Source organism: Streptomyces sp. NPDC038280 (assembly GCF_055600045.1).
Genome location: NZ_JBVJYZ010000004.1, coordinates 32,606 through 58,761, shown reverse-complemented (window position 1 = coordinate 58,761; position 26,156 = coordinate 32,606). Strand labels below are relative to the sequence as shown.

The following is a 26,156-nucleotide window of genomic DNA, read 5'->3' as shown; positions in this document are numbered from 1 at the left end:
GAGCGCCGCTCAGTGCCAGAGGTCGGTGATCGAGATCTCCACCTCGGCGAGCAGGCGGCGCAGGAGCGGAAGCGAAAGGCCGATCACATTGCCCGGGTCGCCGTCGATGCCGTCCACGAAGGGCGCCGAGCGTCCGTCCAGGGTGAAGGCGCCGGCCACATGGAGGGGTTCGCCGCTGGCCACGTAGGCGGCGATCTCCGCGTCGGTCGGCTCGCCGAAACGGACCGTGGTGGAGGCGGTGGCGGAGGCCCGCCGGCCGGTGGCCGTGTCGATCACGCAGTGGCCGGTCTGCAGGACGCCCTCACGGCCCCGCATCGCCTTCCAGCGGGCGGTGGCCTCCTCGGCGTCGGCCGGCTTGCCGAGTGCCTCGCCGTCGAGTTCGAGTACGGAGTCGCAGCCGATGAGCAGCGCCCCGGCCGCCTCGGGCCGTGCGGCGACGGCCTCGGCCTTGGCCTGGGCGAGCACGAGCGCGAGCTCCGCGGGAGTGGGCGCGGTGAGCGCGTCCTCGTCGACCCCGCTGACGATCACCTCGGGGGCGAGGCCGGCCTGCCTGAGCAGGTTCAGCCGGGCCGGGGAGGCGGAGGCGAGGACGAGGCGGCGTGCGGCGGCAGTCATGTGAGGCAGGGTAACGAGCGCCGCCCGGCCGGGGGAATCGCGGTGGGGGCGGGGGGCGGGGTCCGTGCCGGCTCCGGGCCCGGCTTCAGCGCATGGCCGCCATGAACGCCGCTGCTCCAGGCCGCGGTTCAGCGCACGGGCGGGGGCGGGGTCCGTGCCCGGCTGGGCCCGGGCTCAGCGCATGCCCGCCACGAACATCGCGACCACCATCGCCAGGGCCAGCAGGATTCCCGCGCGGCGCAGCATCGCCTGCATGTCCCGCATCTCTTTGGGCGGTTCGTTCTTCGGGTCGGACCAGAGCATGCTCCCGATCCTGCTGGCGGCCCGGGCCCGGCGCCTGAGTACTCGTACTCAGGCACCGGGGTGCCAACGGACTAATTACGGCGTGGTGTCCGTGGAGAGGACACCCGCCGTGGCCGCCGTCAGGGCGGCCGCCGTGGCGCGCCGGGCGTCCGCCTCCGTCAGGGGCTCGCGGCTGATCATGAAGCGGTAGTAGAGGGGCGCGGAGACGGCGCGCAGGACCTCGAGCGGGTCGGTGCCGGCCGGGACCTCGCCGCGGGCGATTCCTCGGGTGACGGCCGGGGCCCACTCGGCGAGGCGGGTCGCGTAGAAGCCGTTCAGCGCGGTGGCGCACGCCTCGTCGCAGGCGGCGGCCGCGATGACGGCGCGGAAGACGGCCGACATCCGGGGGTCGGTGAGCGTCTTCAGTACGAGTCCGGCGTTGGCGGTCAGGTCGCCTTCGAGGCTGCCCGTGTCGGAGGACGGCAGCGACTGGTCGGCCATGTCCCGCAGGAGATCCGCGATCAGGCCCACGGAGGAGCCCCACCGCCGGTAGACGGTCGTCTTGCCGACGCCCGCGTCCGCCGCGATCTGATCCATGTTCAGGGCGTGGAAGCCCTGCGCGGCGAGGGCTTCCTGGGTGGCTTCGAGGACAGCGGCACGGACCTTGGCGGTCCGTCCGCCGGGGCGCACGGTGCCGGGCGGGGTCAACGGTTCGGCGTTCAAACGGGACTCCTGTTCCATTTACGGCTCGGACTCTGCTACGGTCCTCTCATCTTAACGGAACGCGAAGCCCATTAGGGCGGAGAGTGGGGTGGGGTCATGACGGTCGTCGACACCGACAGGGGCACCGGCGTACGAGGAGGGCGACAGGAAAGGGCGGACACCTCCCGCATGGACGGGCGCATGCGGCTGGTCCTCGTGGTGCTGCTCGTGGCCCAGTTCATGCTGGCCGTCGACTTCTCGATCCTGAACGTGGCGCTGCCGGTGATCGGCCGGGGCCTCGGCTTCTCCCTCGCGAACCTGCAGTGGATCGCCACCGCCTTCGCCCTCGCCGCCGCGGGCTTCACCCTCCTCTTCGGCCGGATCGCCGACATCGTCGGTCGCCGCAGGCTCTTCCTCGGAGGGATGGCGCTCCTCGGGATCTCCTCCCTCGTCGGCGGACTCGCCACCGGCCCGGAGATGCTGATGATCGCCCGCGTCGCCCAGGGCCTCGCCACCGCCGCCGTCACCCCCGCCGGGCTCTCCCTTCTCACCTCCTCCTTCCCCGAGGGCCCACTGCGGGACAAGGCGCTGGGGCTCAACGGCGCGCTGATGTCGGCCGGCTTCACCACCGGCGCCATCCTCGGCGGCGTCCTCACCGATCTGCTCTCCTGGCGGTGGGCCTTCTTCATCAACGTGCCGGTCGCCCTCGCCGTCGTCGTCGTGGCACCCGCCGTCATCAAGGAGCACCGGCCCGCCGAGCGGCCCCGGCTCGACATCCCCGGTGCCGTCGCCGTCACCGGCGGGCTCCTCGCCCTCGTCTACGGCCTCACCGCGGCCGGCGAGCACGGCTGGGGCGACCCGGTGGCCCTTGCCGCCCTCGCCGTCGGCGCGGCGCTGCTGGCCGCCTTCTGGTACGTCGAGCGGCGGGCCGCCTCGCCCCTGGTCCCCGTACGCATCCTCAAGCGCCGCACCGTCGTCTGGGGCAACCTCGCCGGGCTGATCGCCTTCGTGACCGAGACCTCGCTGGTCTTCCTGATGACGCTCTACCTCCAGCAGGTCCTCGGCTTCTCGCCGCTCGCCGCCGGGCTCTCCTTCGGCGTCCTCGGAGCGGGCACCATCCTGGGCGGGGTCTACGCGGCCCGGGTCATCGGCCGGTACGGAAGCCGCGCCGCGCTCGTCGCAGGAGGCCTCCTCCAGGCCGTCGCCACGGTCTCCCTCTACGCCCTGGGCGACGATCGCGGCTGGCTGTGGCTGCTGCTGGGCGCCACCTTCGCCGGAGGCATCGGCAACATGCTCGCCATCGTCGGCTTCATGGTCACCGCGACCTCGGGGCTGCCCGACTCCGAGCAGGGCATGGCCACCGGACTGGCCACCATGACGCAGCAGATCGGCATCACCATGGGCACGCCGATCATGAGCGCCGTCGTCGTCACCTCCGGCGCTGTGCTCGACGGCATCGGTCTCGCCGTCCTCGTCAACGCCGGCCTGGTCCTGGCCGGGGCGCTGCTCGCCGGCTACTTCCTCCGGCCCCGCCGATAGCGAGGCGAGGAGGAGAAGGCGCGAAAGAAGCCGGGCCCCCCGCACACGGGGCCCGGCTTCCTCACGTCGCTACACGGGCCAGTAGGAACGCGCCCACGACCTCGGTCCCGGCCGGGGCCGCGTGCTGCGCGCGATCCGGTCCGGAGCCGACCACTCCTCGGGCACCGGCGGCGCGCCGGCCCCCGCCGACGCGGACGCCGCTGCCCGCGCCTGAACCACCGCCAGTGCGGCGGCCAGCTCCTCCGGCGTCGGATTTCCTCGTACGACCTTGATCACTACGGCTCCTTAGAGGGGAATGTTGCCGTGCTTCTTCGGGGGCAGACTTTCCCGCTTCGTACGCAGCTGACGCAGGCCCTTCACGACCTGCGCGCGCGTGTCGGACGGCAGGATCACCGCGTCGACGTAGCCGCGTTCGGCGGCCGTGTAGGGGTTGAGGAGGGTGTCCTCGTACTCCTGGATCAGCCGCGCCCTGGTCGCCTCGGTCTCCTCGGGGCCACCCGCCTCCGCGATGGTCCGGCGGTGCAGGATGTTCACCGCGCCCTGCGCGCCCATCACCGCGATCTGCGCGGTCGGCCACGCCAGGTTCAGGTCGGCGCCCAGGTGCTTGGAGCCCATGACGTCGTACGCGCCGCCGAACGCCTTGCGGGTGATCACCGTGATGAGCGGGACCGTGGCCTCGGCGTACGCGTAGATCAGCTTGGCGCCGCGCCGGATGATGCCGCCGTACTCCTGGTCGACACCGGGCAGGAACCCGGGCACGTCCACGAAGGTCAGCACCGGGACGTTGAAGGCGTCGCAGGTGCGGACGAAACGCGCCGCCTTCTCGGACGCGTTGATGTCCAGACAGCCGGCGAACTGCATCGGCTGGTTGGCGACGATGCCCACCGGGAAGCCCTCGACCCGGCCGAAGCCGGTGACGATGTTCGGGGCGAACAGCGCCTGGGTCTCCAGGAATTCACCCTCGTCGAGCACATGCTCGATGACCGTGTGCATGTCGTACGGCTGGTTCGCGGAGTCGGGGATCAGCGTGTCCAGCTCGCGGTCCTCGTCGCTGACCGAGGTGTCCGCCTCCTCCGGGAAGGCCGGCGGCTCGGAGAGGTTGTTCGACGGCAGGTAGGAGAGAAGGGACTTGACGTACTCGATGGCGTCCTTCTCGTCACCCGACATGTGATGCGCCACACCCGAGGTGGTGTTGTGCGTCCGGGCGCCGCCCAGCTCCTCGAAGCCGACGTCCTCGCCCGTCACCGTCTTGATGACATCGGGTCCGGTGATGAACATGTGCGAGGTCTGGTCGACCATCACCGTGAAGTCGGTGATCGCCGGGGAGTAGACCGCGCCACCCGCGCACGGCCCTACGACCAGCGAGATCTGCGGGATGACACCCGACGCGTGGGTGTTGCGGCGGAAGATCTCGCCGTACATGCCGAGGGCCATGACGCCCTCCTGGATGCGCGCGCCGCCGGAGTCGTTGATCCCGACGACCGGGCAGCCCGTCTTCAGCGCGAAGTCCATCACCTTGATGATCTTCTGGCCGTAGACCTCGCCCAGCGCACCGCCGAAGACCGTGAAATCCTGCGAGAAAACGGCGACCGGGCGGCCGTCCACCGTGCCGTAGCCGGTGACGACACCGTCTCCGTACGGGCGGTTCTTCTCCAGGCCGAAGTTGGTCGACCGGTGCCGGGCGAACTCGTCGAGCTCGACGAACGACCCCTCGTCGAGGAGCAGCTCGATCCGCTCGCGCGCGGTCAGCTTGCCCTTCGCGTGCTGCTTCTCGACGGCACGCTCGGAGCCGGCGTGCGTCGCCTCGTGAATACGGCGCTGCAAATCCGCGATCTTGCCCGCGGTCGTGTGAATGTCGATCTCTTGGGGCATTGCCGGCTCGGACATCGGGATGCGGCTCCCTGCCTGGTCACGGGGTTCGTTGGCTACTGACCCGTAGCGTATCGGCGTGGATACGGTTCGGCAGTGCGGTGTTTGCCACACCTAGGCTGGCTTGCATGACGCCACAGAATGCGCCCGAGAGCCGCTGGTCCGACCTCGACAGGCCCCCGTTGAACGCCTCCGCGCTGCGCCACGCGCTGGTGCGGCCGGACGGTCTGTGGAGCTCCCTCGACGTCGTGACCTCGACCGGCTCCACCAATTCCGACCTCGCCACCCGCGCCCCGGAGCTGCGCCCCGGGGCCGTCCTCGTCGCCGAGGAGCAGACCGAGGGGCGCGGCCGGCTCGACCGCAGCTGGACGGCGCCCGCGCGCTCGGGCCTCTTCGTCTCCGTCCTGCTGAAGCCCGACGCTCCGGGCGACCGCTGGGGATGGCTCCCGCTGCTCACCGGAGTCGCCGCCGCGACCGGCCTCGCGAAGGCCGCCGGCGCCGACCTCTCCCTCAAGTGGCCGAACGACCTGCTGGTGAATGTCGGCGGCGAGGAACGCAAGGCCGGCGGCATCCTCGCCGAGCGGGTCGGCGCGGACTCCGTCGTCGTCGGCATCGGCATCAACGTCACCCTTCGGGAGGACGAACTCCCCGTCCCCGGCGCGGGCTCCCTGGCCCTCGCGAACGCGGTCTCCACCGATCGCGACACCCTGCTGCGGGCCGTCCTGCGCTCGCTCGAGCACTGGTACGAGGCGTGGAACGCGGTCGACGGCGACCCCGAGGCCTCCGGGCTCCAGGAGGCGTACGCGGCCGGCTGCGCGACCCTGGGCCGCGCCGTTCGGGCCGAGCTGCCGGGCGAGCGGACCCTCGTCGGCGAGGCGGTCGCCCTCGACGGGGACGGACGTCTGGTCGTGGCGACCGAGGGCGGCGGCACGGAGGCCGTCGGCGCCGGCGACATCGTCCATCTGCGGACGGAGGAGGGCGCGGGGACGTGAGCTACGGCACACCTGCCGTATCGTGGACCGCGATCCAGCGACAGATCGGCAGGGCAGTGCGCAGGGAACGGGCAGGAGGCGGCCGGTGACCGTCGACGACACGAATTCGGGCGGGTCCGAGCACCCCACCCCCCACCATGTTGTCGACCACACGGCCGAGCCGAGCGACGACCCCTTGGCGATCCGCCTGGAGCAGCTCATCCTCGGCGCCGACCGCCGCTACACGCCGTTCCAGGCCGCCCGCACCGCCGGCGTCTCCATGGACCTGGCCTCGCGCTTCTGGCGGGCCATGGGCTTCGCCGACATCGGTCAGGCCAAGGCGCTCACCGAGGCGGACGTGCTCGCCCTGCGGCGGCTCGCCGGCCTCGTCGAGGCGGGGCTGCTGAGCGAGCCGATGGCGGTGCAGGTGGCGCGGTCCACCGGACAGACCACCGCCCGGCTGGCGGAATGGCAGATCGACTCCTTCCTGGAGGGTCTGACCGAGCCTCCGGAGCCGGGCATGACCCGCACCGAGGTCACCTACCCGCTGGTCGAGCTGCTCCTGCCCGAGCTGGAGGAGTTCCTCGTCTACGTGTGGCGGCGTCAGCTCGCCGCCGCGACCGGCCGGGTCGTCCAGGCCGCCGACGACGAGGAGATGGTCGACCGGCGTCTCGCCGTCGGCTTCGCCGACCTCGTCGGCTTCACCCGGCTCACCCGCCGCCTGGAGGAGGAGGAACTGGGCGAGCTGGTCGAGGCGTTCGAGACCACCTGCGCGGACCTGGTCGCCGCGCACGGCGGCCGGCTCATCAAGACCCTCGGTGACGAGGTCCTCTACGCGGCGGACGACGCGGGCACGGCGGCGGAGATCGCGCTGCGGCTCATCGAGACGCTCTCCCACGACGAGACGATGCCGGCCCTGCGGGTCGGCATCGCCTTCGGCACGGTCACGACCCGGATGGGCGATGTCTTCGGCACCACGGTGAACCTGGCGAGCCGGCTCACCTCGATAGCGCCCAAGGACGCGGTCCTGGTGGACGGGGCGCTGGCTGAGGAGCTGTCCCGTACGGGCGAGGCGCCGGTGTCGGAGGCGCAGGTCGCGGAGGAGGCGGCGCGCGCGGAGAAGGAGGGCGAGGAGCCTCCGTCGTACCGCTTCGCGCTCCAGCCGATGTGGCAGCGGCCGGTGCGCGGTCTGGGTGTCGTGGAACCCTGGCTGCTGAAGCGGCGGGAGCCTAAGATCCCCGGATAACGCTCGTTAACCGAGCTCGTTCACCGGGAGGGCATGAGTCATGTCGGAGCAGCGGTACGGAGAATTCGTCGTCGTCCGGCGTCATGGGGAGGGCCATGTCGCGGAGCTGGTGCTCGACCGGCCCAAGGCGATGAACGCCGTCTCCTCCGAGATGGCCCGGTCGATCGGGACGGCGTGCGACGCGCTCGCCGCGGACTCTTCGGTACGGGTCACGGTGCTCACCTCGTCGAGCGAGCGCGCCTTCTGCGTCGGCGCGGACCTCAAGGAGCGCAATTCCTTCTCCGACGCTGAGTTGGTACGCCAGCGGCCGACCGCGCGCGCCGCGTACACCGGCGTTCTGGAGCTGCCGATGCCGACCGTCGCGGCCGTCCACGGCTTCGCTCTCGGCGGCGGCTTCGAGCTGGCGCTCTCCTGCGACGTGATCGTGGCCGACGCCACGGCGGTCGTCGGACTCCCCGAGGTCTCGGTGGGTGTCATCCCGGGCGGCGGCGGTACGCAGCTGCTGCCGCGCCGGGTCGGTGCGGCCCGGGCGGCCGAACTGGTCTTCACCGCGCGCCGGGTCGAGGCGGCCGAGGCACGGGAGTTGGGTCTGGTGGACCAGCTGGCCGAGGACGCCCGGACGGCGGCCCTCGAACTGGCCGACCGGATGGCGGCGAACTCTCCGGTGGGGCTGCGGGCGGCCAAGCGCGCCATGCGGCTGGGGCACGGGCTCGACCTGCGGGCCGGCCTGGAGGTCGAGGACGCGGCCTGGCGTTCGGTGGCGTTCTCCGGGGACCGCGCCGAGGGCGTGGCGGCGTTCAACGAGAAGCGGAAGCCGCAGTGGCCCGGCGAGTGAGAAGGGGCTGAGGAGTAAAAACGGACAAAAGCTCCCTAAGCTAAGGGAATGGGAGAGGATGTCCGGCTGAGGGCCGTGGTGGCGCTGGCGCAGGCGACGGCGGCGGCGCACACCCCGCGAGAGTTCTGGCGGGCCGCGGCGCTCGGGGTCCGGGACGCGCTGGGCGGCAGCTTCGCGGCGCTCTCGGTGTGGGAGCGGCAGCTGGGCCGGCTCAGGGTGCTGGTCAACGCGGGCGAACGCGCGCCGGGGGAGGAGGAGTTTCCGGACTCCGAGACCTATCCCGTGCACCAGTTTCCCGAGATCACCGAGTTTCTGCACGAGCAGTGGGCGGGCGGCGGTGAGCCCGACGCGTGGGTGGAGACGGCGGACGGCGATGTCACCGCCGGGGAGAACGGTTACAGCCACCACCGTGTCGCGGCCCTGCGCCGCCGGGGCCGCGGCTGCTGCGTCGTCGCGCCGATCGTGCTGCACGGGCGGGCGTGGGGCGAGCTGTATGTGGCCCGGCGGGCGGGCGAACCGGTCTTCGACCGGAAGGACGCGGACTTCGTCACCGTCCTGGCGTCGGTGGTCGCGGCCGGGATCGCGCAGGCCGAGCGGCTGGAGGAGGTCCGCAGGCTGGCCTTCACCGATCCGCTGACGGGGCTCGCGAACCGGCGGGCCGTCGACACCCGCCTCGACGAGGCGATCGAGCGCTACCGGGCCGACGGCTCGGTCGTCAGCCTCGTCGTGTGCGACCTGAACGGCCTGAAGCGGGTCAACGACACCCTCGGCCACGCGGTCGGCGACCGGCTGCTCGAACGGTTCGGTTCGGTGCTCTCCCGGTGCGGCGCGATGCTTCCGGGCGCGCTGTCGGCCCGGCTCGGCGGGGACGAGTTCTGTCTGCTGTCGGTGGGCCCGTCGTCCGACGAGGTGGTCCGGGTCGCGGACGAACTGTGTGTCAGGGCAGGCGAGTTGGAGCACGGGGAGGGTGTGGCGTGCGGGATCGCCTCCACGGGCGACCCCATCGGCCCGGTCCACTCGGCCCGCCGTCTGTTCCGCCTCGCGGACGCGGCCCAGTACCGCGCGAAGGCGGCCCGCTCCGCGAAGCCGGTCGTGGCGGGCCGTGACGGCGCGGTCATCCGCCTGGCGGACTCCCCGCCCCACCGGGACCGCCGGCGCACCTTCCGTGACGCGCCGCCGCCCCCGGAGGTGTGAGCGGCGGGCGGTCGTAAGGGTCCGTGGCGCGGAGCACTAGTGACACGTTGGGATTCAGTCCGTACGCTGCTGAATATGGATATGCACACAGTCGTGCTCGGGACGTCCGGCACCACCGCACAGGACGTCATCGCCGTCGCCCGCCACGGCGCCCGGATCGAGCTCTCGCAGGAGGCCCTCGACGCCCTCGCCGCCTCCCGGGCCATCGTCGACGCCCTCGCCGCCAAGCCCGAGCCGGTGTACGGCGTCTCGACCGGCTTCGGGGCGCTCGCCTCCCGGCACATCAGCCATGAGCTGCGTGCCCAGCTCCAGCGCAACATCGTCCGCTCGCACGCCGCCGGCATGGGGCCGCGCGTCGAGCGCGAGGTCGTGCGCGCGCTGATGTTCCTGCGGCTGAAGACCGTGGCGTCCGGCCACACCGGTGTCCGCACCGCCGTCGCGCAGACCATGGCCGACGTCCTCAACGCCGGGATCACCCCCGTCGTGCACGAGTACGGCTCCCTCGGCTGCTCCGGCGACCTCGCGCCGCTCAGCCACTGCGCGCTGACCCTGATGGGCGAGGGCGACGCGGAGGGCCCCGACGGCACCGTGCGCCCCGCCGGCGAGCTCCTCGCCGAGCACGGCATCGCACCCGTCGAGCTGCGCGAGAAGGAGGGCCTCGCCCTCCTCAACGGCACCGACGGCATGCTCGGCATGCTGATCATGGCGCTGGCCGACCTGGAGAAGCTCTACAAGTCCGCCGACATCACCGCCGCCCTCACCCTGGAGGCGCTCCTCGGCACCGAGAAGGTCCTGCGGCCCGAGCTGCACGCCATCCGCCCCCACCCCGGCCAGGGCGCCTCCGCCGCCAACATGCTCGCCGTGCTGGAGGGCTCCGGTCTCACCGGCCACTTCCAGGAGGAAGAGGCCCCGCGCGTCCAGGACGCGTACTCCGTGCGCTGCGCCCCGCAGGTCGCCGGCGCCGGCCGCGACACCATGGCCCACGCCCGCCTCGTGGCCGACCGTGAGCTGGCCTCCGCCGTCGACAACCCCGTCGTGCTGCCCGACGGCCGCGTCGAGTCCAACGGCAACTTCCACGGCGCCCCGGTCGCGTACGTCCTCGACTTCCTGGCCATCGCCGCCGCCGACCTCGGCTCCATCGCCGAGCGCCGCACCGACCGGCTGCTCGACAAGAACCGCAGCCACGGCCTGCCGCCCTTCCTCGCGGACGACGCCGGCGTCGACTCGGGCCTGATGATCGCCCAGTACACCCAGGCCGCGCTGGTCAGCGAGATGAAGCGGCTCGCCGTCCCGGCCTCCGCCGACTCCATCCCGTCCTCGGCGATGCAGGAGGACCACGTCTCCATGGGCTGGTCCGCCGCGCGCAAGCTGCGCACGACGATCGGCAACCTCAACCGGATCATCGCCGTGGAGCTGTACGCCGCCACCCGCGCCGTCGAGCTGCGCCGGGGGCTGACCCCCGCGCCGGCCACCAAGGCCGCCATCGCGGCGCTGCGCGCGGCCGGCGTCCAGGGGCCCGGCCCGGACCGCTTCCTCGCCCCCGACCTGGAGGCCGCCGACGCCTTCGTCCGGGAAGGGAAGCTGCTCGCCGCCGTCGAGCCGGTGACCGGCCCGCTGGCCTGACGCCACTCGAAGGCGCGTCCGACGCCTCGGACCCGCCCCACACGGAACGCGCTCACACACGGAACGCGCTCACACACGAACGCGCTCACACACTGAAAGGGCCGCCCGCGACACGCGGGCGGCCCTTTCGCGTACGGCTCTCAGCTCTGTCGTCCGGCCCGTCGCATCGCCAGCGTCACGAATCCGGCCCCGACGCCCAGGAACGCCGTCCCGCCGATCAGGTACGGAGTCGTGCTCACGCTTCCGGTCTCGGCCAGTCTCAGGCCCTCCACCTGCGCCTCGGCCACCGTTCGCGGCTGTCGCTCACGCTGGTCCTCGTCCGTGGCGTTGGCCGAGGGGACGAACCACAGCGCGCAGAGCAGCGTTCCGGCGGCGGTGGCGGTCAGCAGCGGTCGGCGTGCGGACACAGAATTCGATCCCCTTTGCGGCAACCGGGAATTGGCGTGTCCGCCGATGCTAATGAACACAGCGGGTCGCAGGAAAGTCGCGACCGGAGCGAGAACTACGCTCCGTCGTATGAGCACTTCTGAGACATCACGTTATGTGCGACTTCGGGTGGAAGTGGTACTGGAGATCGACGACACCGAGGCACTCACCGAAGCCGCCCTCGGCCGCATCGGCGACGACGAGTACATGCCGGAGGACGAGCGGGCGCACGCCCGGTCCGCCGTGCGCGAGGACGAGGCGGAGGCCCTCGCCTATCTCGTGGAGCCCTTCGACCTCGTCAGCGAGGTGCCCGGCGTCGAGCTCGTCCAGGCGTCGTGGAGCAGCGAGCAGATCGAGTACGACCCCGATGCCCAGGAGTGGGACCTGGACGAGGAAGATGGTGAGACGGACGACACCCTCGACACCGACGACGACGGTGACGCCCGATGACGACAGCGCCGACGGCGGCGGCCGCGAAACCGGCGGCGGCCTCGGGCGGCCCTAGCGCACCGCGCTGACCTGCGCCGGGGCCCCGGGACGCCACCGTCTTCGTCGGCGGGGTCCCGGGGCCCGCCCCTTTGCGGCCACCGTGCGTGGCCGGTCCCTTACACCGGGAACCACCGCTTCCGGTGGTGCGTCGGTCAGTGTTGTTCCCCACATCCGGGACACATGAGGAACCACTCGGGTTGTTATGGGTGTTGTAGGAAGAGTTGGCAGGGAATCGGCGATCATGGAGAAGCGTGTGATGACGGACAGCAAGCGGCGCAGGGCCCTCACGGTCGCGTCCGCACTGCTCGGCGGAGTGCTGGTGCTCTCGGCCTGTAGTGACGGCGACAAGGGCGGCAGCAGCGCCGAAGGCTCGAAGAAGTCGCAGGCGCAGATAGACAAGGCCGCCGCGCAGGAGACCTCGAAGGCCCGAATAGTCATCACGCCGAAGAACGGCGCCGACAACACGGGCATCAACAACGATGTCAAGGTCACCGTCACCGAGGGCACGCTCACCCAGGTGACCCTGACCGACGCCGAGGGCAAGCCCGTCAAGGGCGAGATGGCCGCCGACGGCACCAGCTGGAAGCCGAGCGAGCAGCTCGACCGGGCCACCAGCTACAAGATCGCCGCCACCGCGAAGGACACCGAGGGCCGCGAGGCCCACGAGAACTCCTCCTTCGCCACCGTCTCCAAGGCCAACAGCTTCATCGGGAACTACACCCCCGAGGACGGCTCCACCGTCGGCGTCGGCATGCCGGTCTCGATCAACTTCAACAAGGTGATCACCGACAAGAAGGCCGTGCAGTCCGCGATCTCGGTCACCTCCAGCAGCGGTCAGGAGGTCGTCGGCCACTGGTTCGGCCAGCAGCGCCTCGACTTCCGCCCCGACCAGTACTGGGTCGAGGGCTCCACGGTCACGCTGAAGCTGAACCTGGACGGCGTCGAGGGCGCCAAGGGCGTCTTCGGCGTCCAGCAGAAGACGGTCACCTTCAAGATCGGCCGCAACCAGGTCTCCACCGTCGACGTCGCCACCAAGACCATGACGGTCACCCAGGACGGCAAGACGGTCAAGACCATCCCGATCTCCGCCGGCTCCCCGGACAACCCGACCTACAACGGTCAGATGGTGATCTCCGAGAAGTTCAAGGAGACCCGGATGAACGGCGCCACCGTCGGCTTCACGGACGACGACGGCAAGGGCGAGTACGACATCAAGGACGTCCCGCACGCCATGCGGCTGTCCACCTCCGGCACGTTCATCCACGGCAACTACTGGGGCCCGGACTCGATCTTCGGCAGCGCCAACACCAGCCACGGCTGCGTGGGCCTGAACGACGTCAAGGGCGCCGGCGACCCGAAGCAGATGGCCGCCTGGCTGTTCGACAACTCGATCGTCGGCGACGTCGTGATCGTCAAGAACTCCAAGGACGCCACGATCAAGCCGGACAACGGCCTCAACGGCTGGAACCTGGACTGGGCGCAGTGGAAGGCCGGTTCCGCGGTCTGAGGCCCTCTGAGGCCTGGGGCCTCGGCGGTCCGGCACTGATCTGACACACGCGGCGGCGGCCCCCTCGGTGATCGAGGGGGCCGCCGCCGCGTGTCACCGTACGGCCGCCGCCTCGTCCACGCCCCGGTGCGCCGGCGGCCGCAGCGACCCTGCGCCGAGCACGGCCTCCGCGCCTCGACGATCCGACCACCTCGGCGGCCCGGCCCCCGCCCGCACCACGGGATTACCCGGCGGGTAATCGACGCCCTCCCCGCTCCCCGGCAGCATCGAGACGTCCGAACAGCGCCTGTACGAGGAGGACTTCATGAGCGCCTACGCCATCGGGAATCTGCACCCGGCCGCCGAGCTGGACGAGGAGGTCTTCCTCTACATGGAGCGCATCCAGAAGACCCTCGACCCCTTCGGCGGACGCTTCCTGGTCCACGGCGCCCCCGAGCGCGAGGTCCGTGAGGGCGAGTGGCCCGGAGCGCTGGTGATCATCGGCTTCCCCTCGATGGACCGGGCGCGCGGCTGGTACGACTCCGAGGCCTACCGGAAGCTGATACCGCTGCGCACCCGGCACATGGGCGGCGACGTGCTGCTGATCGACGGGGTCCCGCCGGCCTACGACCCGGCGTCCACGGCCACCGCACTACGGGACGCCCGGCGGCGCCTGAGCCGGTAGCGCCGGGTGGGCAGGGCGAGTTGGGGGTACGGAACCGGGCGGGCGCGGCGTTGAACTTTTTGGGCCGGTAGTGGGCCCTGGGGCCCATGCCCCAGCGGTGGCCTCGTGGTCGGATGAGTGGAGTGGCTGAACTGTCGCTGCACGCCGACTGGGTGGGGGACTTGTCGTGTCTGGCATAGGGGGCTTCGCGGGTGCGGCCGGCGGCGGCGGTGACGGCGCCGTACCCGCCCCGCCAGGCAGGAGGTCGCTTCCAAGGGCTCTGCAAGCGGTGCTGTTCCTCGTTCGGGCGCTCTTCGTGTTCACCGTTGTGGGATACGTCGGCGTACTGACCCTCGCCTCATCGCTCGACGCTGTCGATGGCGAGCTGCTCGGACTGTTGCTGTACGCGGCGTTGCCGGGCGTCATCGGGTTCGTCCTGTCTCTGTATGTACGGACGGGCGGCATCCGCGTCTGGCGCGGACTCCTGGCCGTACATCTGTGGCTGCTCCTCGGCGCCTTCGCGACTCTGGGCTCCGGCAGCGGACAGGGGGTGACGCAGCTGGTATTGCCCGTCGCCGTGGCGGTACTGCTGTTCCGGCCCAGTTCGCGTGACTGGTTCGAACTGGGGCCCGAACAGAGGGTGGAGCACCGGCCGTTCAGTATCGCGCGCATGATCACGTGGCGCCGGGACGGGGGCCAGACCGCGTTGGAGTACCTGGGTCTGGTGCTGGTCGTCGTGGCCATCATCGGTGGTCTGATGGCGACTGGGATCGGGGGGCAACTGACCGGTGGGATCCGGAGCGCGCTCTGCGAGCTGACCGGAAGCGCGTGCCCCGCACCGGGTGGCGACGACGTGGTGGCTCAGGACGGTGGCGACACCGGCGGGACGGACTCCAGCGATGGCGGTACGGATTCCGGTGGGTCGGACGCCGAGGGATCGGGTTCGGCCGGGTCGGACTCGGGAGGCTCGACCGCGTCCGGCGGTTCCACTGGCTCCGTCGGGTCCGGGGGGTCGACTGGGTCCGGCGGGTCCACCGGGTCCGAGGGTTCCGGAGCAGCCAGTGGGTCTGGAGGGACCTCTGGCTCCGGTGGGGGTAGCGGGTCCAGTGGCTCTGACGGCGGTACCACAGCCATCCAGGTTGACGAAGGCGGCGACGACGTGGACGCCACCGAGGGGACAGACGGCGGCGATCAGGCTCAGGACGAGAAGGACGACGAGAGCTGCACCTCCGGCTTCGGCGCGTTCCTCTCCTGCGCCGGACATCAGACGGGTGGCTTCTTCAAGGGGCTGGCTGCCGACGGTTTTTGGGGCGACGTCACTGGGACGTTCGACACGATCAGGCACCCCGTCAAGGCATGGAACGGGCTGAAGGACTACGGCAAGGGCCTCGGCGACAAGTGGGTCGAGGACTCCAAGGGCGCGTCCGACAAGTGGTCCAAGGGCGACTACTTCGGGGCGGCATGGGACTGGACCACGGCGTCCGGCTCCACCGGTCTGAAGGTCGTGGACGACATGTTCATCGGCGATGAAGTCCGTGACATGTGGAAGGAGGGCAACGAGGGTCAAGCGATCGGCACCGGTCTCTGGAACATCGGGTCGCTCTTTATCCCCGGGTACGGCGAAGCCAAGCTGGTCGGCAAGCTCGGAAAACTCGGCAAGCTTGGGAAGCTCGGCAGGCTGGGTGAGGTGGCCCAGAAGGCCTCGGAAGCCGCCGCCAAGGCGAAGAAGGCAGCCAAGGCCGGCGACGTCGAGGGCGCCGAGAAGGCCGCCAAGGAGGCACAGGAGCACGCGGACGATGCCGCGGACGAGGCAGGGCTGGCCGGTTGCACGGTCGCCGGCAGCGCCGGTTCACGCGTTCCGTACGGCGGTGGCAGCGCGAGCCTGGGCGTCCCGGGTGCCGGCACGGGTGTCGTGGCCGCGGTGCGTACGTCGGTTCCTGTCGTGCTGCTGGAGAAGACGTGCGACGAGGTAGACCCCGAGAAGAAGGCGGCTGCCGAAGAGGCACAGAAGCAAGCCGACGAGGCAAAGAAGGCTGCCGCCGCCGCGAAGCGGAAAAAGGAGTTCGAACGGGCCAAGAAGACCCCGAAGCCAGCGTGGTACAAGGATCTCAAGAACCCGCGGGCCGGTCTCAAGGACAAGGGTGACGGGGCGTGGGCGAAGGTAAAGCCCGGCGTGTGGAACTACCCGACGGAAATGGGTGCGCGCTACCAGGAGCAGATCTCCAAGGTGGGACGTGGGAAGGAATACAAGGTCCCGCTCGACAAGCTCAAGGGTAAGGACGTGGACTTCGACGGATGGGACTCCGCGAGGGGCACTTACCTGGAGGCAAAGTACGGGTACAGAGGCGAGAACTTCTACAACGCCGAGACCGGGCTGCTTCAGAACAAGATCGCAGACCGGTGGGCGGATCAGGCTACTCGGCAAGTGGACGCGGCGCGGGGGAAGCCGGTCGAATGGCACCTCTCCGACCCGGACGTCGCCGAGGCGGCGAGGCTCCTGTTCGAAGACAGGGGTATCGACGTTAAGGTGATCAACACTCCGGGGGATGTCAAGGGCTGATCCCGGAGTGCTGAACGCAGCGTGCTGATCGCTGAACAAGGGCGCTGAGAAGCCGGCGCCGAAGCCTGAGGAGAGCCTCGTGCTTGATGTTGGTGTCAACGGTCTTTGGGGTACGCGGGAAGAGGGTGTGCAGTCCATCGCCGAACGATGGTTTGCCACGCTCGAGGGGCTCAACCGTGTTGATGGAGTGACGTTCCATGATTGGCGCGAGGCGGATGAAGGTCGCCCCTCCGATCCTCTGCTCCTGCCGTCGGTTCCTGCGCTGACCGATTACATCGAGCGAAAAAACACTGGGCCGGACTTGGACGTGGTCGGTTATACGACGTCTCTGTGGGCACAGAATTACGGAATGCCGAACGTGACCTCGGCAATCCATGCGGGCGGCTCGTCTCCGTACATCACCAATTCGATCTCGATCACATTTCGCTCCCGCACGGTGGACGAAGACGCGGAAGTGATTCGGCGGGCTCCCGAGATCTTGCATGTCATCGCCGATGCGTGGGAAGTCGACGCCGGGCAGGTGTACAGCCGGTCCCAGTACCGGGCTGTGTCCGGCCACTTCGACCTGAAGAACTCCGATCCCCGTTGCGGCCGGGCGGTCTATCTCTCCGCCCGGCGCGCGGAATTGGCGCCCGCCGGGCTGCCGGGGACATACACCCGGACCGCGGCAGGTGGGCTGGTCATCGACCTCACGCGGGGTGGGGTGGAGTCACCGACCAACGAGACGATCATCGAGGTCAATACGGAACTGCGGGCGGCCGGGGCTCTGGAACCGCTTGGTGTGCCGTTTGACCGGTCCACGTTCTGACGATGGGGAACGGAGCCGTGACGATTTCCGTCGATCAGCCCCAGGCGGGCGCGGCGAACAGGCTGGCCGCGGTGTATCCCGAGTGGGCATGCGCGGCGGCCCAGTTCGCGGCGTCCGGCTGGGTGCGGGGGAAGTCCGCCGCCACCAGCGTCGCCAGCTCGAAGTAGGCCTCGCGGGTCCTTTCCTTCATCTGCGTCAGGTCGATCTCCGAACCCGCTGCGAGGTGCTCGTCGAACGGAATCACCACCACGCCCCGGCAGCGGGCACGGAAGTGGTCCAGAACCTCGCTCACCTTCACCAGCTTGCTTGCCCTGCGCGCCTCGGACACGACGGTGATGCTCCGGTCGACGAGGTCCTCGTAGTCGTGGGCGTTGAGCCAGTCCAGGGTGGTGCTGGCACTTGTCGCGCCGTCCACGCTGGGCGTGGTGACGACGATCAGCTGGTCGGCGAAGTCGAGAATGCCCCGCATCGCGCTGTGAAGCAGCCCGGTGCCGGAGTCGGTCAGGATGATCGGGTAGTGCTGTCCGAGGCAGCCGACGACCTGTCGGTAGTCCTCGTCGTTGAACGCTGTCGACAGGGTCGGGTCCACCTCGTTGGCAAGGATCTCGAGGCCGCTCGGGGACTGGGACGTGAAGCGTCGTACGGCCATGTAGTTGGTGATGTTCGGGATGTCGGCCACCAGGTCGCGGATGGTCGCACTGGTCTCCCGGTGCACGCGGCGGCTGAGGGTGCCCGCGTCCGGATTGGCGTCGATCGCCACCACCCGGTCCTGGCGCTCAACGGCGAGGGTCGCGCCCAGGGCTGTCGTGGTGGTCGTCTTGCCGACTCCGCCCTTGAGGCTGATGACGGCGATCTTGTGGCACTCGATCACGGGCGTGCGCAGGATGGCCAGCTTCTCCAGACGCTCCCGTTCGGCGGTCCTTCCGCCCACACGCAACCAGCTGAGGCTTCGGCGCTCCTTCGGCCGGTGGCGCAGCAGGCGTTCGGAGGAGAGTTCGGCGGCCGCGCTCTGGCCGAGGCCTCCGCCGCGGCCGCCCCACTCAGAAGCCGGACGGGCTCCAGCGCCGTGGTGCGCCGGCGGGCGGGCGTGCGGCGGCGGTCCACCGGCGAAACCCGACAGCTGCGTGCCCCTGAGGTAGGGAGAGGCGAGGGGCTCTGTGCCGAGCCCGTTCCTCGGGGGCGCCGGTGCGTGGTTCTCCGCCATGTCGTCCCGGAGTACGGACTCCGCGGCCGCCCGTGTGTCGGTCAGGGGCTCCTTCGGCGTGTTGACCTCCGCCATGACCTCCGTCGTGACCTCGGCCCTGGTTTCGCTCCTTGCCTCGCTCCTGTCAGGGACGCGCCGGTCCGGCTTGAAGCCGGGCTCGTTGGCGAAGGTCCTGCGCCTTGCGGGTGCGGGCCCTCCAGCGCGCTTGTTGCGGTTCTTCTTCACGAGGTGTCCTTTCGGGAGTGAGGGGGAGGGTTCCTCGGGCAGAGGGTCGGCGTGACGTCCGTACTGGTCCGCGGGGAGGCTCTGGGCCTGCGGATCGGGCGGCCTTGCGGTTTCCTGGCGGCCGGTACCCCCATGGATGGGGTGTGCCTGACCGTCGGTGGGGCCGAGGGCCGGCCGTCCGCGCCTTCCGCCGACGGGAAGGGCGCGTATGTCGCGACCCGGCAGGACGGCGATGCCCGCGCGATGCGGCAGGGGCTCGATGAGGGGGAGGGGTTTCGCCTGCGCGCTGAGAGAAATCGGAGGGACCGAGCGGACCAACCTGCCGTTCTCGTCGAAGGAAAGGCCGATCGATAGGAAGTCCTCCGCGCCCAGGACCATTTTCTCTCCGCGCAGGACGTGCGCCGGCGCCTGTCGGACCCCGGCCCTTCCGACGACCGGCCGGGCCGGCGACGCGGAAGTGACACGGTGGCGCCGGCCGGCCTGCAGGGCCTGCTGGACCTCGGGCGGTACTTCCAGTCGGCTGCGTACGCGGTACTGACCGGCCTTCAGCTTCTCCGACCGCTGCAATTGGACTTTCAGCGGACCGACGAACGAGTAGCGCTGTTCGACGGCGTACTGGCGCACCTTCTCGACCAAGTCCTCGCCGAGCATGACCAGGCACGCGCTGTGCAGCTCATGGTCGGCCGGACTGAGTTCGACGACGAAGCCGTTGGGTGCGATGGTGCAGTCCCGGCTCCATATTCGGGCGTTCACGTCGCACTCACGTCGGAGGGCGCCGACGAACTCCAGCGGCTGGACCGCGGATCTGAACACTTTCGCGAAGGTGCCGTTAACCAGAGTTTCGAATCGCTGTTCGAGCTTGCCCAGCGTTCCCACTACAGCCTCCGGGGCGCTATCTGTCCGCGATGCAGACGGATGGGGCGAAGGTATGGCGAATAGTGCATCTATAGCCGTACGTAGTGGAAGGTTGCGGTGTGTCGCCACAATTCACCGGATTGGCTGCGGCGGCAGACGGCGAAGGGGCGGTTCCGTAGCGGAACCGCCCCTCGGTGATGCCCTGCGTGATGCTCTTCGCGATCAGTCCGCCGCCGGCGCCACGCCGATCGGGCACGAGACGCCCGTGCCGCCGATGCCGCAGTAGCCCCCGGGGTTCTTGTCCAAATACTGCTGGTGGTACGGCTCCGCCGGATAGAACGCACGGCCCTCGGCCGGGAGGATCTCCGTCGTGATCGTGCCGTGGCCGGAGCCCGTCAGGACCTTCTGGTACGCCTCGCGGGACGCCGCCGCGGCCGCCGCCTGCTCGGGGGAGTGGGTGTAGAGCGCCGAGCGGTACTGGGTGCCCACGTCGTTGCCCTGGCGGAAGCCCTGCGTCGGGTCGTGCGACTCCCAGAAGAGCTTCAGGAGCCTCTCGTACGAGACGGCCTTCGGGTCGAAGACGACCCTGACGGCCTCGGTGTGGCCGGTCAGGCCCGAGCAGACCTCTTCGTACGCCGGGTTCACGGTGTAGCCGCCCTGGTAGCCGACGAGCGTCGTCCAGACGCCCTCGGTCCGCCAGAACGTGCGCTCGGCGCCCCAGAAGCAGCCGAGGCCGAAGTCCGCGATCTCCAGACCCTCCGGGTACGGACCCAGGAGCGGGTTGCCGAGGACCGTGTGGCGGGACGGGACCTGGAATTCGGGGTCGGGACGGCCCTTCAGGGCCTGGTCCGGGGTGGGGAGCACGGGGGTGCGGGACAGGAACATGCGGGGGCTCCTCCTCGGGGAGTGGGTCCGTACGGCACAACGTACGGACCGACCCCCGCATTCCTGCCCACTGAAGGCGTCAGCCCGCCTTGGCCACCGCCTTGTCGCGGGCCGCCACATAGGCCGCGGCCGGGCCGTCGAAGTACTTCCAGGGGGGCAGCAGCCGGACCTCGCGCAGCCGGGGGTGTGCGGGGTCGGCAGCCGCCACGTCGGCGGTCAGCGCGTCGACCAGGTCGGACACCTCGGGGGTGGCGCCGGTACCGCGGTTACGGGCCCGCGCTAGCCCGGCAGCGTCGCCGGGTTCCCGCCGTTCGCCTCGTATCCCGCCACGGCCAGGTTCCGGTACACCGTGTACTCCGCCGCCGGGTCGCCGTCCAGCGTCCACGGCAGGGCGCCGATGTGGCCGTCGACATGGACCAGTTGCTCCATCGCCTCGGCCCAGCGCTCCGCGCGGACCAGGAAGAGGACCAGCAGATGGCGTACGTGCGCGAGCATCGGGTCGTCGGCCCGGGCCGACCGGGCCGCGTACAGCGCGCCCTCCATCGCCTTGGTCACCACCGTGCTGCGGTAGAAGCCCTGCACCAGATTCACCTCGGGCAGGTGCTCGTACACCGCGAACAGCGGCAGCGCCGCCAGCAGGGAGCCCTCCGGGGCGCGGGCCGCGGCGGTCGTCGCGAAGTGGTCCGCCTCCTCGCGGGAGCCGTGCCACTTCTCGCACCAGTAGTGCAGGGCCGCGAGATGGGCGCCCATGTGCTGGGGGGCGCGGTCGATGACCTTCGCCCACACCTGGTCGAACCGGTCGGGGGCGTAGCCGAGGCCGCGCGCCACCGCCAGCTCGACGATGTACGGGACCGGGTCGCCGGGGGCCAGGAGGGCGGTCTGTTCGCAGACCGTACGGGCCTCTTCGAGGATGATCCGGAAGTCGTCGGTGCCGGCCGACGAGGAGCGCCACGCCTGCTGCACCAGGAACTCCGCGTGCACGGCCGCGCCGCCCGCGTCCTTCGGCGCCTCCGCGCGCCAGGCCCGCAGCCACGCCCCGCCGACTCCCGGCCGCTGCTGGAGCTCCAGTGACGCCGCGCCGGCGAACGCCTGCACCCGCTGCCAGCGCACCTCGCCTTCCTTGGGCGTGCCGGCGAGCAGCTGGGAGGCGGCCCGCCAGTCCTGGGTCCGCTGCACCACGTCGAGGACGTCGAGGAGGTCCTCGTCGGGGCCGGGGAGCCGGACGTCCAGCTCTTCCTGCCGTACGAAGCCGTACGCGTCCGGGTCGGCGGCGTCCGGCGAGCCGGGTGCGACCTGGCGGATACCGCCCCGGTGCCGTACGAACGGAACGACGACCGCCGTCAGCATGGCCATCGCGAGCAGGAACCAGAGAATCTCCATGACGCCATTGTCCCGGACGGTTCGGGGAGCAGCGGTGGCCGGGACTACGCTCAGGGTTCATGAGCGACGAGCACACCCACCAGAGCTTCGAGACCCGCGCGATCCACGCGGGCAACACCGCCGACCCGCTGACCGGCGCGGTCGTCCCGCCCATCTACCAGGTGTCCACGTACAAGCAGGACGGTGTGGGCGGCCTGCGTGGCGGCTACGAGTACAGCCGCAGCGCCAACCCGACCCGGACCGCGCTCGAGGAGAACCTGGCGGCCCTGGAGGGCGGCCGGCGCGGTCTCGCCTTCGCCTCGGGCCTCGCCGCCGAGGACTGCCTGCTGCGTACGCTGCTGGCGCCGGGTGACCACGTGGTCATCCCGGACGACGCCTACGGCGGCACGTTCCGGCTCTTCGCCAAGGTCGTGCAGCGATGGGGCGTGGACTTCTCCGTCGCGAACACCTCGGACCCGGCGGCGGTGCGCGCCGCGGCCAACGAGCGTACGAAGGTCATCTGGGTCGAGACCCCCTCGAACCCGCTGCTCGGCATCACCGACATCGCGGCGATCGCGGACGTGGCGCGCACGGTCGGCGCCACGTTCGTCGTCGACAACACGTTCGCGAGCCCGTATCTCCAGCAGCCGCTGTCGCTGGGCGCGGACGTCGTCGTGCACTCGCTGACCAAGTACATGGGCGGCCACTCCGACGTCGTCGGCGGCGCGCTGATCGCGGCCGACGAGACGCTCGGCGAGGAGCTGGCCTACCACCAGAACGCGATGGGCGCCGTCGCCGGCCCCTTCGACTCCTGGCTGGTGCTGCGCGGCATCAAGACGCTCGCCGTCCGGATGGACCGGCACAGCGAGAACGCCGGCAAGATCGCCGAGATGCTCACCCAGCACCCGAAGGTCACCAAGGTCCTCTACCCGGGCCTGCCGGAGCACCCGGGTCACGAGATCGCCGCCAAGCAGATGAAGGCGTTCGGCGGCATGATCTCCTTCCAGGTCACGGGCGGCGAAGAAGCGGCCGTCGCCGTGTGCGACCGGTCGCGGCTGTTCACGCTCGGCGAGTCCCTCGGCGGCGTCGAGTCGTTGATCGAGCACCCGGGCCGGATGACGCACGCCAGTGTCGCGGGGTCGGCGCTGGAGGTACCGGCGGACCTGGTGCGTCTGTCGGTCGGTATCGAGAACGTGGACGACCTGCTGGCGGATCTGCGCCAGGCGCTCGGCTAGAACCTGTCCAAGGGCCGGGACCGACGGCGGTCCGGGTGCTCCCTCGCACACGCTCGTCGCGCTCAGGCCGTGAGTGTGTCGTCCTTGAGGGACGCCCGGATCTCCTCGCGGAGTTCGGCGGTGTCCGTGTGGCCGTGCACGGACTCCATGTGCTCGGCCGCGGCCTTGACGACTTCCTCTTCCTCGCCGGAGATGTAAAGCGAGCAGTTGGCGACGCTCGGGGTGTCCCTGCAGTCGGCGTACTTCCTGGTCATGGCTGCTCCTCGGCTCGAACGGCGTGCCGCTCCCTCCAGGCTACGGCCGCGCCCGCCGCCCTTCGAGCGCTGGACTCACCAGCCTTCGAGCGGGGGAGAGGTCTCGGCCGGCGGCACCGACCACGGCTCGGTGACCGACGCCCACACCAGGAACGCGACCGCCGCGCACGCGAGGACCAGCCATCCCGCACGTCGCAGCGCCCGATGGCGGTGGAGCAGGGTGTTCCCGCGCTCGGCTGCGCGCGCGGCCAGGTCCGCGGGGACCGCGGGATGCGGCCCGTCCAGCATGCGGCGGACCTCGTCCTCCTTGCGGCTCGGCGTCATGGCGTCACCGGCCGGGCGGGGCGCCCCGGGGGCTGCGGGGGCGGGCCGTGCATCGCGGCGACCGAGCGGGCGCAGATGGCCCTCACCCGCTCCACCGGCAGTCCGAGGAGCGCAGCCGTCTGTTCCTCGGCCACGCCCTCGTACAGCCGCAGCACCAGAATGAGCCGCTCCTGGGGGGAGAGCCGGGCCAGGACACCGCCCTGGCCGCGGTGATGGCGCCAGGCCGTGCGGGCGAAGCGGGCGGCCAGCTCCTGACGGGCGCGGTCGTACGGGTCCTCGCCGCGCAGCCGGTCCCAGCCGGCGTAGGTCCGGGCGAGGGCCGCCGTGAGGAGGCGGCGAGCGCGCGGGTTGCGGCCGGGCCGCTCGGCGGTGAGCAGGGTCGCGGCATGCAGCAGTCGCCCGGCCGCGCCCGCGACGAAGGCCTCGAACTCCCGGGCGCGGTGGCGCTCTCCAGCTGCCTGCCGCTCTCGCACGTCCTCATATGAGGCCAGTCACGCGGCCCTGGTCAAGAGGTCGGCGGTGCCCTTGTCGGAGTGGGGTTTCAGGACGCCGGCGGAGTTTCGGGTTCCGCGGGCGGCAGGCCCGACTGCCGGGCGGAGAGCGCCGAGTTGAAGCGGGTGAGCAGGGTGCAGAACGACGTGCGCTCCTCCTCGGTCCACCCGTCGGTCACCTGCGCCATCAGCTCGCGCCGCGAGGAGCGGACCTCCTCGAGCCGGGCCAGGCCGCGCGGGGACAGCTGCAGGACGACCGCGCGGCCGTCCTCGGGGTGCGAGGTGCGCTTGACCAGGCCGGTGTCGACGAGCGGGGCCACCTGGCGGGTGACGGTGGAGGAGTCGATCCCCATGCCGGCGGCCAGCGCCTTGACGCCCATCGGACCCTCCTGGTCCAGCCGGTTCAGGAGCAGGTACGCGGCGCGGTCCATCGAGTTGCGGAGCTGCCCCGTGCCGCCGAGGCGCGTCTGCTCCGCGCGGCGGGCGAAGACGGCCACCTGGTGCTGGAGGGCATCGAGGAGACCGGGGTCAAGCTCAGTCGTCATGTCCTGAGATGTGGGCATGGCTGTGGGGGCTCTCTCGTGCGGTGGTCGGTTGGTGGGGGACAGAGTACGCGGAGCGGCCCGGGTCCGTACCGGCGCTGCGCAAACCCGTGGGATGCCCGGCGGCCGGGCGGCCGCCCGGCCGGTGAGCTGCAAGACTTGATGTCATGACCTTCCGTAGGACTGGCCCCTTGCACCCCCTGATCCTCGATGACGTCCTGGGGGCGCAGAAGATGCTCTCGGGGGTCTCGAGAATCACGGCGATGGAGGGCAGCCGGTATCTGTCGCGGCTGGTGGGAGCGCCCGTCCACTTCAAGTGCGAGAACCTCCAGCGCACCGGTTCGTTCAAGCTGCGCGGCGCTTACGTACGGATCGCGGGGCTTCGGCCCGAGGAGCGGGCGGCCGGTGTCGTCGCCGCGTCCGCGGGCAATCACGCGCAGGGTGTCGCGCTCGCCTCGGCGCTGCTCGGCGTGCGCGCGACCGTCTTCATGCCGGTCGGGGCGCCGCTGCCGAAGGTCGCCGCGACCCGGGAGTACGGCGCCGAGGTGCGGCTGCACGGTCATGTGGTCGACGAGACGCTGGCCGCCGCGCAGGAGTACGCGGACGAGACGGGCGCGGTCTTCATCCACCCCTTCGACCACCCCGACATCATCGCGGGGCAGGGCACGGTCGGCCTGGAGATCCTGGAGCAGTGCCCCGAGGTGCGGACGATCGTCGTCGGGGTCGGGGGCGGCGGTCTCGTCGCCGGTATAGGGGTCGCGGTGAAGTCCCTGCGGCCCGATGTGAAGGTGATCGGCGTCCAGGCGGAGGGCGCCGCCGCCTATCTCCCCTCGCTCAAGGCCGGACATCCGGTGGCGATCTCCTCCCCGCAGACCATGGCGGACGGCATCAAGGTGGGCCGCCCCGGGGATGTTCCCTTCCACCTCGTCGAGGAGTTCGTCGACGAGGTGCGCACCGTCTCCGAGGACGCGCTCTCCTCCGCGCTGCTGCTCTGCCTGGAGCGGGCCAAGATGGTGGTCGAACCCGCGGGCGCGAGCCCGGTGGCAGCCCTGATGAGCGATCCGCAGGCCTTCCGGGGGCCGGTGGTCGCGGTCCTGTCGGGCGGCAATGTGGACCCGCTGCTGATGCAGCGCATCCTGCGCCACGGCATGGCGGCGGCCGGCCGCTATCTGTCGCTGCGGCTGAGGCTCACGGACCGGCCCGGTGCTCTCGCGACGCTGCTCGGGGTGCTGTCCGCGGCCGACGCGAACGTCCTGGACGTGGGGCATGTGCGGACCGACCCGCGCCTTGGACTGACCGAGGTGGAAGTCGAGTTGCATCTGGAGACCAAGGGTCCCGAGCATTGCGCGGAGGTCGCGGCGGCGCTGCGCGAGGCGGGTTACACGGTCATCGCCTGAGCCCTCAGTGGCCGCGACGGCACTCGCAGGGGTGGCGCGGTCGCCGCGCCGGCCCGGGGCCGCGCGCAACCGCCCG

Annotated in this window: 27 protein-coding genes; 13 read left to right on the top strand and 14 right to left on the bottom strand. The window is 70.9% G+C overall.

What is annotated here, in order from left to right:
• Positions 1-9 precede the first annotated feature (9 nt).
• The 3 genes from ACZ7J0_RS11060 to ACZ7J0_RS11050 form a co-directional block, all read right to left on the bottom strand.
• Positions 10-615 carry a nucleoside triphosphate pyrophosphatase gene (locus ACZ7J0_RS11060; protein WP_470886158.1) on the bottom strand — a complete coding sequence of 202 codons (606 nt, stop codon included), beginning with the start codon at positions 613-615 and terminating at the stop codon, positions 10-12.
• 174 nt (positions 616-789) lie between these two features.
• Positions 790-918 (bottom strand): morphogenic membrane protein MmpB, encoded by a 129-nt coding sequence (gene mmpB / locus ACZ7J0_RS11055; RefSeq protein ID WP_468708055.1) that lies wholly within the window; start codon positions 916-918, stop codon positions 790-792.
• Positions 919-993: 75 nt separating this feature from the next.
• Positions 994-1,620, bottom strand: coding sequence for a TetR/AcrR family transcriptional regulator (locus ACZ7J0_RS11050; protein WP_470886156.1), 627 nt, complete (start codon positions 1,618-1,620; stop codon positions 994-996).
• Between the two features lie 168 nt (positions 1,621-1,788).
• On the opposite strand from ACZ7J0_RS11050, the gene ACZ7J0_RS11045 reads away from it, so the two are divergent.
• Positions 1,789-3,138: an MFS transporter gene (locus tag ACZ7J0_RS11045; protein ID WP_470886745.1), complete on the top strand. Its 1,350-nt coding sequence runs from the start codon at positions 1,789-1,791 to the stop codon at positions 3,136-3,138.
• 69 nt (positions 3,139-3,207) lie between these two features.
• On the opposite strand, the gene ACZ7J0_RS11040 is transcribed toward ACZ7J0_RS11045, so the two are convergent.
• A complete protein-coding gene (locus tag ACZ7J0_RS11040; protein WP_468708052.1) occupies positions 3,208-3,414 on the bottom strand; it encodes an acyl-CoA carboxylase epsilon subunit in 207 nt (68 codons plus the stop codon).
• 9 nt (positions 3,415-3,423) lie between these two features.
• A complete protein-coding gene (locus ACZ7J0_RS11035; RefSeq protein WP_470886154.1) occupies positions 3,424-5,025 on the bottom strand; it encodes an acyl-CoA carboxylase subunit beta in 1,602 nt (533 codons plus the stop codon).
• A gap of 110 nt (positions 5,026-5,135) precedes the next feature.
• On the opposite strand from ACZ7J0_RS11035, the gene ACZ7J0_RS11030 reads away from it, so the two are divergent.
• From ACZ7J0_RS11030 to hutH, 5 genes are all read left to right on the top strand, one after another.
• Positions 5,136-5,999 carry a biotin--[acetyl-CoA-carboxylase] ligase gene (locus ACZ7J0_RS11030; protein WP_470886152.1) on the top strand — a complete coding sequence of 288 codons (864 nt, stop codon included), beginning with the start codon at positions 5,136-5,138 and terminating at the stop codon, positions 5,997-5,999.
• 85 nt (positions 6,000-6,084) lie between these two features.
• Positions 6,085-7,224, top strand: a complete 1,140-nt coding sequence (locus ACZ7J0_RS11025) for an adenylate/guanylate cyclase domain-containing protein (protein WP_470886150.1) — start codon at positions 6,085-6,087, stop codon at positions 7,222-7,224.
• A gap of 40 nt (positions 7,225-7,264) precedes the next feature.
• On the top strand, positions 7,265-8,059 hold the full coding sequence (locus tag ACZ7J0_RS11020) for an enoyl-CoA hydratase/isomerase family protein (RefSeq protein WP_470886148.1): 795 nt from the start codon (positions 7,265-7,267) through the stop codon (positions 8,057-8,059).
• Between the two features lie 48 nt (positions 8,060-8,107).
• Positions 8,108-9,253 carry a GGDEF domain-containing protein gene (locus ACZ7J0_RS11015; RefSeq protein WP_470886146.1) on the top strand — a complete coding sequence of 382 codons (1,146 nt, stop codon included), beginning with the start codon at positions 8,108-8,110 and terminating at the stop codon, positions 9,251-9,253.
• Positions 9,254-9,334: 81 nt separating this feature from the next.
• Positions 9,335-10,876 (top strand): histidine ammonia-lyase, encoded by a 1,542-nt coding sequence (gene hutH / locus ACZ7J0_RS11010; protein ID WP_470886743.1) that lies wholly within the window; start codon positions 9,335-9,337, stop codon positions 10,874-10,876.
• A gap of 140 nt (positions 10,877-11,016) precedes the next feature.
• Here the strand turns inward: hutH and ACZ7J0_RS11005 are convergent, their stop codons facing one another.
• On the bottom strand, positions 11,017-11,283 hold the full coding sequence (locus tag ACZ7J0_RS11005) for an LAETG motif-containing sortase-dependent surface protein (RefSeq protein WP_470886144.1): 267 nt from the start codon (positions 11,281-11,283) through the stop codon (positions 11,017-11,019).
• A gap of 109 nt (positions 11,284-11,392) precedes the next feature.
• On the opposite strand from ACZ7J0_RS11005, the gene ACZ7J0_RS11000 reads away from it, so the two are divergent.
• From ACZ7J0_RS11000 to ACZ7J0_RS10980, 5 genes are all read left to right on the top strand, one after another.
• The gene (locus ACZ7J0_RS11000) at positions 11,393-11,752 is read left to right on the top strand and encodes a hypothetical protein (protein WP_470886142.1); all 360 of its coding nucleotides are present in this window, start codon (positions 11,393-11,395) and stop codon (positions 11,750-11,752) included.
• A gap of 280 nt (positions 11,753-12,032) precedes the next feature.
• Positions 12,033-13,298, top strand: coding sequence for a L,D-transpeptidase (locus ACZ7J0_RS10995; RefSeq protein WP_470886140.1), 1,266 nt, complete (start codon positions 12,033-12,035; stop codon positions 13,296-13,298).
• A gap of 304 nt (positions 13,299-13,602) precedes the next feature.
• Entirely contained in the window at positions 13,603-13,962 is a 360-nt protein-coding gene (locus tag ACZ7J0_RS10990; RefSeq protein WP_470886139.1) for a DUF1330 domain-containing protein, read from the top strand.
• Positions 13,963-14,128: 166 nt separating this feature from the next.
• On the top strand, positions 14,129-16,501 hold the full coding sequence (locus ACZ7J0_RS10985) for a Tox-REase-5 domain-containing protein (RefSeq protein WP_470886137.1): 2,373 nt from the start codon (positions 14,129-14,131) through the stop codon (positions 16,499-16,501).
• Between the two features lie 79 nt (positions 16,502-16,580).
• The gene (locus ACZ7J0_RS10980) at positions 16,581-17,309 is read left to right on the top strand and encodes an Imm52 family immunity protein (RefSeq protein WP_470886135.1); all 729 of its coding nucleotides are present in this window, start codon (positions 16,581-16,583) and stop codon (positions 17,307-17,309) included.
• Positions 17,310-17,343: 34 nt separating this feature from the next.
• Here the strand turns inward: ACZ7J0_RS10980 and ACZ7J0_RS10975 are convergent, their stop codons facing one another.
• From ACZ7J0_RS10975 to ACZ7J0_RS10960, 4 genes are all read right to left on the bottom strand, one after another.
• Positions 17,344-19,614: an FhaA domain-containing protein gene (locus ACZ7J0_RS10975; RefSeq protein WP_470886134.1), complete on the bottom strand. Its 2,271-nt coding sequence runs from the start codon at positions 19,612-19,614 to the stop codon at positions 17,344-17,346.
• A 201-nt stretch (positions 19,615-19,815) separates the two neighbouring features.
• Complete coding sequence (gene msrA / locus ACZ7J0_RS10970; RefSeq protein ID WP_470886132.1) at positions 19,816-20,478, bottom strand: peptide-methionine (S)-S-oxide reductase MsrA; 663 nt, start codon at positions 20,476-20,478, stop codon at positions 19,816-19,818.
• 79 nt (positions 20,479-20,557) lie between these two features.
• Positions 20,558-20,719, bottom strand: coding sequence for a hypothetical protein (locus tag ACZ7J0_RS10965; protein WP_470886130.1), 162 nt, complete (start codon positions 20,717-20,719; stop codon positions 20,558-20,560).
• Between the two features lie 38 nt (positions 20,720-20,757).
• Positions 20,758-21,858, bottom strand: a complete 1,101-nt coding sequence (locus ACZ7J0_RS10960) for a hypothetical protein (protein WP_470886128.1) — start codon at positions 21,856-21,858, stop codon at positions 20,758-20,760.
• A 59-nt stretch (positions 21,859-21,917) separates the two neighbouring features.
• Between ACZ7J0_RS10960 and ACZ7J0_RS10955 the strand changes: the two genes are divergently transcribed.
• Complete coding sequence (locus ACZ7J0_RS10955) at positions 21,918-23,072, top strand: cystathionine gamma-synthase (RefSeq protein ID WP_470886126.1); 1,155 nt, start codon at positions 21,918-21,920, stop codon at positions 23,070-23,072.
• 62 nt (positions 23,073-23,134) lie between these two features.
• Here ACZ7J0_RS10955 and ACZ7J0_RS10950 read toward each other — a convergent pair whose 3' ends face one another.
• The 4 genes from ACZ7J0_RS10950 to ACZ7J0_RS10935 all read right to left on the bottom strand — a co-directional run bounded on the left by ACZ7J0_RS10950 (position 23,135) and on the right by ACZ7J0_RS10935 (position 24,704).
• On the bottom strand, positions 23,135-23,326 hold the full coding sequence (locus ACZ7J0_RS10950) for a DUF1059 domain-containing protein (RefSeq protein WP_470886124.1): 192 nt from the start codon (positions 23,324-23,326) through the stop codon (positions 23,135-23,137).
• A gap of 75 nt (positions 23,327-23,401) precedes the next feature.
• Positions 23,402-23,650 (bottom strand): hypothetical protein, encoded by a 249-nt coding sequence (locus tag ACZ7J0_RS10945; RefSeq protein ID WP_470886123.1) that lies wholly within the window; start codon positions 23,648-23,650, stop codon positions 23,402-23,404.
• Positions 23,647-24,123: a sigma factor-like helix-turn-helix DNA-binding protein gene (locus tag ACZ7J0_RS10940; RefSeq protein WP_470886121.1), complete on the bottom strand. Its 477-nt coding sequence runs from the start codon at positions 24,121-24,123 to the stop codon at positions 23,647-23,649. Before ACZ7J0_RS10940 ends, ACZ7J0_RS10945 begins: the two co-directional genes overlap by 4 nt.
• A 68-nt stretch (positions 24,124-24,191) precedes the next feature.
• Positions 24,192-24,704, bottom strand: a complete 513-nt coding sequence (locus ACZ7J0_RS10935; RefSeq protein ID WP_468708011.1) for a MarR family winged helix-turn-helix transcriptional regulator — start codon at positions 24,702-24,704, stop codon at positions 24,192-24,194.
• Between the two features lie 146 nt (positions 24,705-24,850).
• Between ACZ7J0_RS10935 and ilvA the strand changes: the two genes are divergently transcribed.
• A complete protein-coding gene (gene ilvA, locus ACZ7J0_RS10930; RefSeq protein WP_470886119.1) occupies positions 24,851-26,080 on the top strand; it encodes a threonine ammonia-lyase in 1,230 nt (409 codons plus the stop codon).
• The last annotated feature ends 76 nt before the right edge of the window (positions 26,081-26,156 follow it).

Excerpts from the sequence above, each read along its gene's own strand:
- hutH (WP_470886743.1), top strand. The coding sequence starts at position 9,335 with ATGCACACAGTCGTGCTCGGGACGTCCGGCACCACCGCACAGGACGTC.
- ACZ7J0_RS10955 (WP_470886126.1), top strand. The coding sequence starts at position 21,918 with ATGAGCGACGAGCACACCCACCAGAGCTTCGAGACCCGCGCGATCCAC.
- ACZ7J0_RS11035 (WP_470886154.1), bottom strand. The coding sequence starts at position 5,025 with ATGTCCGAGCCGGCAATGCCCCAAGAGATCGACATTCACACGACCGCG.
- ACZ7J0_RS11000 (WP_470886142.1), top strand. The coding sequence starts at position 11,393 with ATGAGCACTTCTGAGACATCACGTTATGTGCGACTTCGGGTGGAAGTG.
- ACZ7J0_RS10950 (WP_470886124.1), bottom strand. The coding sequence starts at position 23,326 with ATGACCAGGAAGTACGCCGACTGCAGGGACACCCCGAGCGTCGCCAAC.
- ACZ7J0_RS11045 (WP_470886745.1), top strand. The coding sequence starts at position 1,789 with ATGGACGGGCGCATGCGGCTGGTCCTCGTGGTGCTGCTCGTGGCCCAG.
- msrA (WP_470886132.1), bottom strand. The coding sequence starts at position 20,478 with ATGTTCCTGTCCCGCACCCCCGTGCTCCCCACCCCGGACCAGGCCCTG.
- ACZ7J0_RS11015 (WP_470886146.1), top strand. The coding sequence starts at position 8,108 with ATGGGAGAGGATGTCCGGCTGAGGGCCGTGGTGGCGCTGGCGCAGGCG.
- ACZ7J0_RS10945 (WP_470886123.1), bottom strand. The coding sequence starts at position 23,650 with ATGACGCCGAGCCGCAAGGAGGACGAGGTCCGCCGCATGCTGGACGGG.
- ACZ7J0_RS10935 (WP_468708011.1), bottom strand. The coding sequence starts at position 24,704 with ATGCCCACATCTCAGGACATGACGACTGAGCTTGACCCCGGTCTCCTC.
- ACZ7J0_RS11020 (WP_470886148.1), top strand. The coding sequence starts at position 7,265 with ATGTCGGAGCAGCGGTACGGAGAATTCGTCGTCGTCCGGCGTCATGGG.
- ACZ7J0_RS11030 (WP_470886152.1), top strand. The coding sequence starts at position 5,136 with ATGACGCCACAGAATGCGCCCGAGAGCCGCTGGTCCGACCTCGACAGG.
- ACZ7J0_RS10960 (WP_470886128.1), bottom strand. The coding sequence starts at position 21,858 with ATGGAGATTCTCTGGTTCCTGCTCGCGATGGCCATGCTGACGGCGGTC.
- ACZ7J0_RS10995 (WP_470886140.1), top strand. The coding sequence starts at position 12,033 with ATGGAGAAGCGTGTGATGACGGACAGCAAGCGGCGCAGGGCCCTCACG.
- ACZ7J0_RS11060 (WP_470886158.1), bottom strand. The coding sequence starts at position 615 with ATGACTGCCGCCGCACGCCGCCTCGTCCTCGCCTCCGCCTCCCCGGCC.
- mmpB (WP_468708055.1), bottom strand. The coding sequence starts at position 918 with ATGCTCTGGTCCGACCCGAAGAACGAACCGCCCAAAGAGATGCGGGAC.
- ACZ7J0_RS10990 (WP_470886139.1), top strand. The coding sequence starts at position 13,603 with ATGAGCGCCTACGCCATCGGGAATCTGCACCCGGCCGCCGAGCTGGAC.
- ilvA (WP_470886119.1), top strand. The coding sequence starts at position 24,851 with ATGACCTTCCGTAGGACTGGCCCCTTGCACCCCCTGATCCTCGATGAC.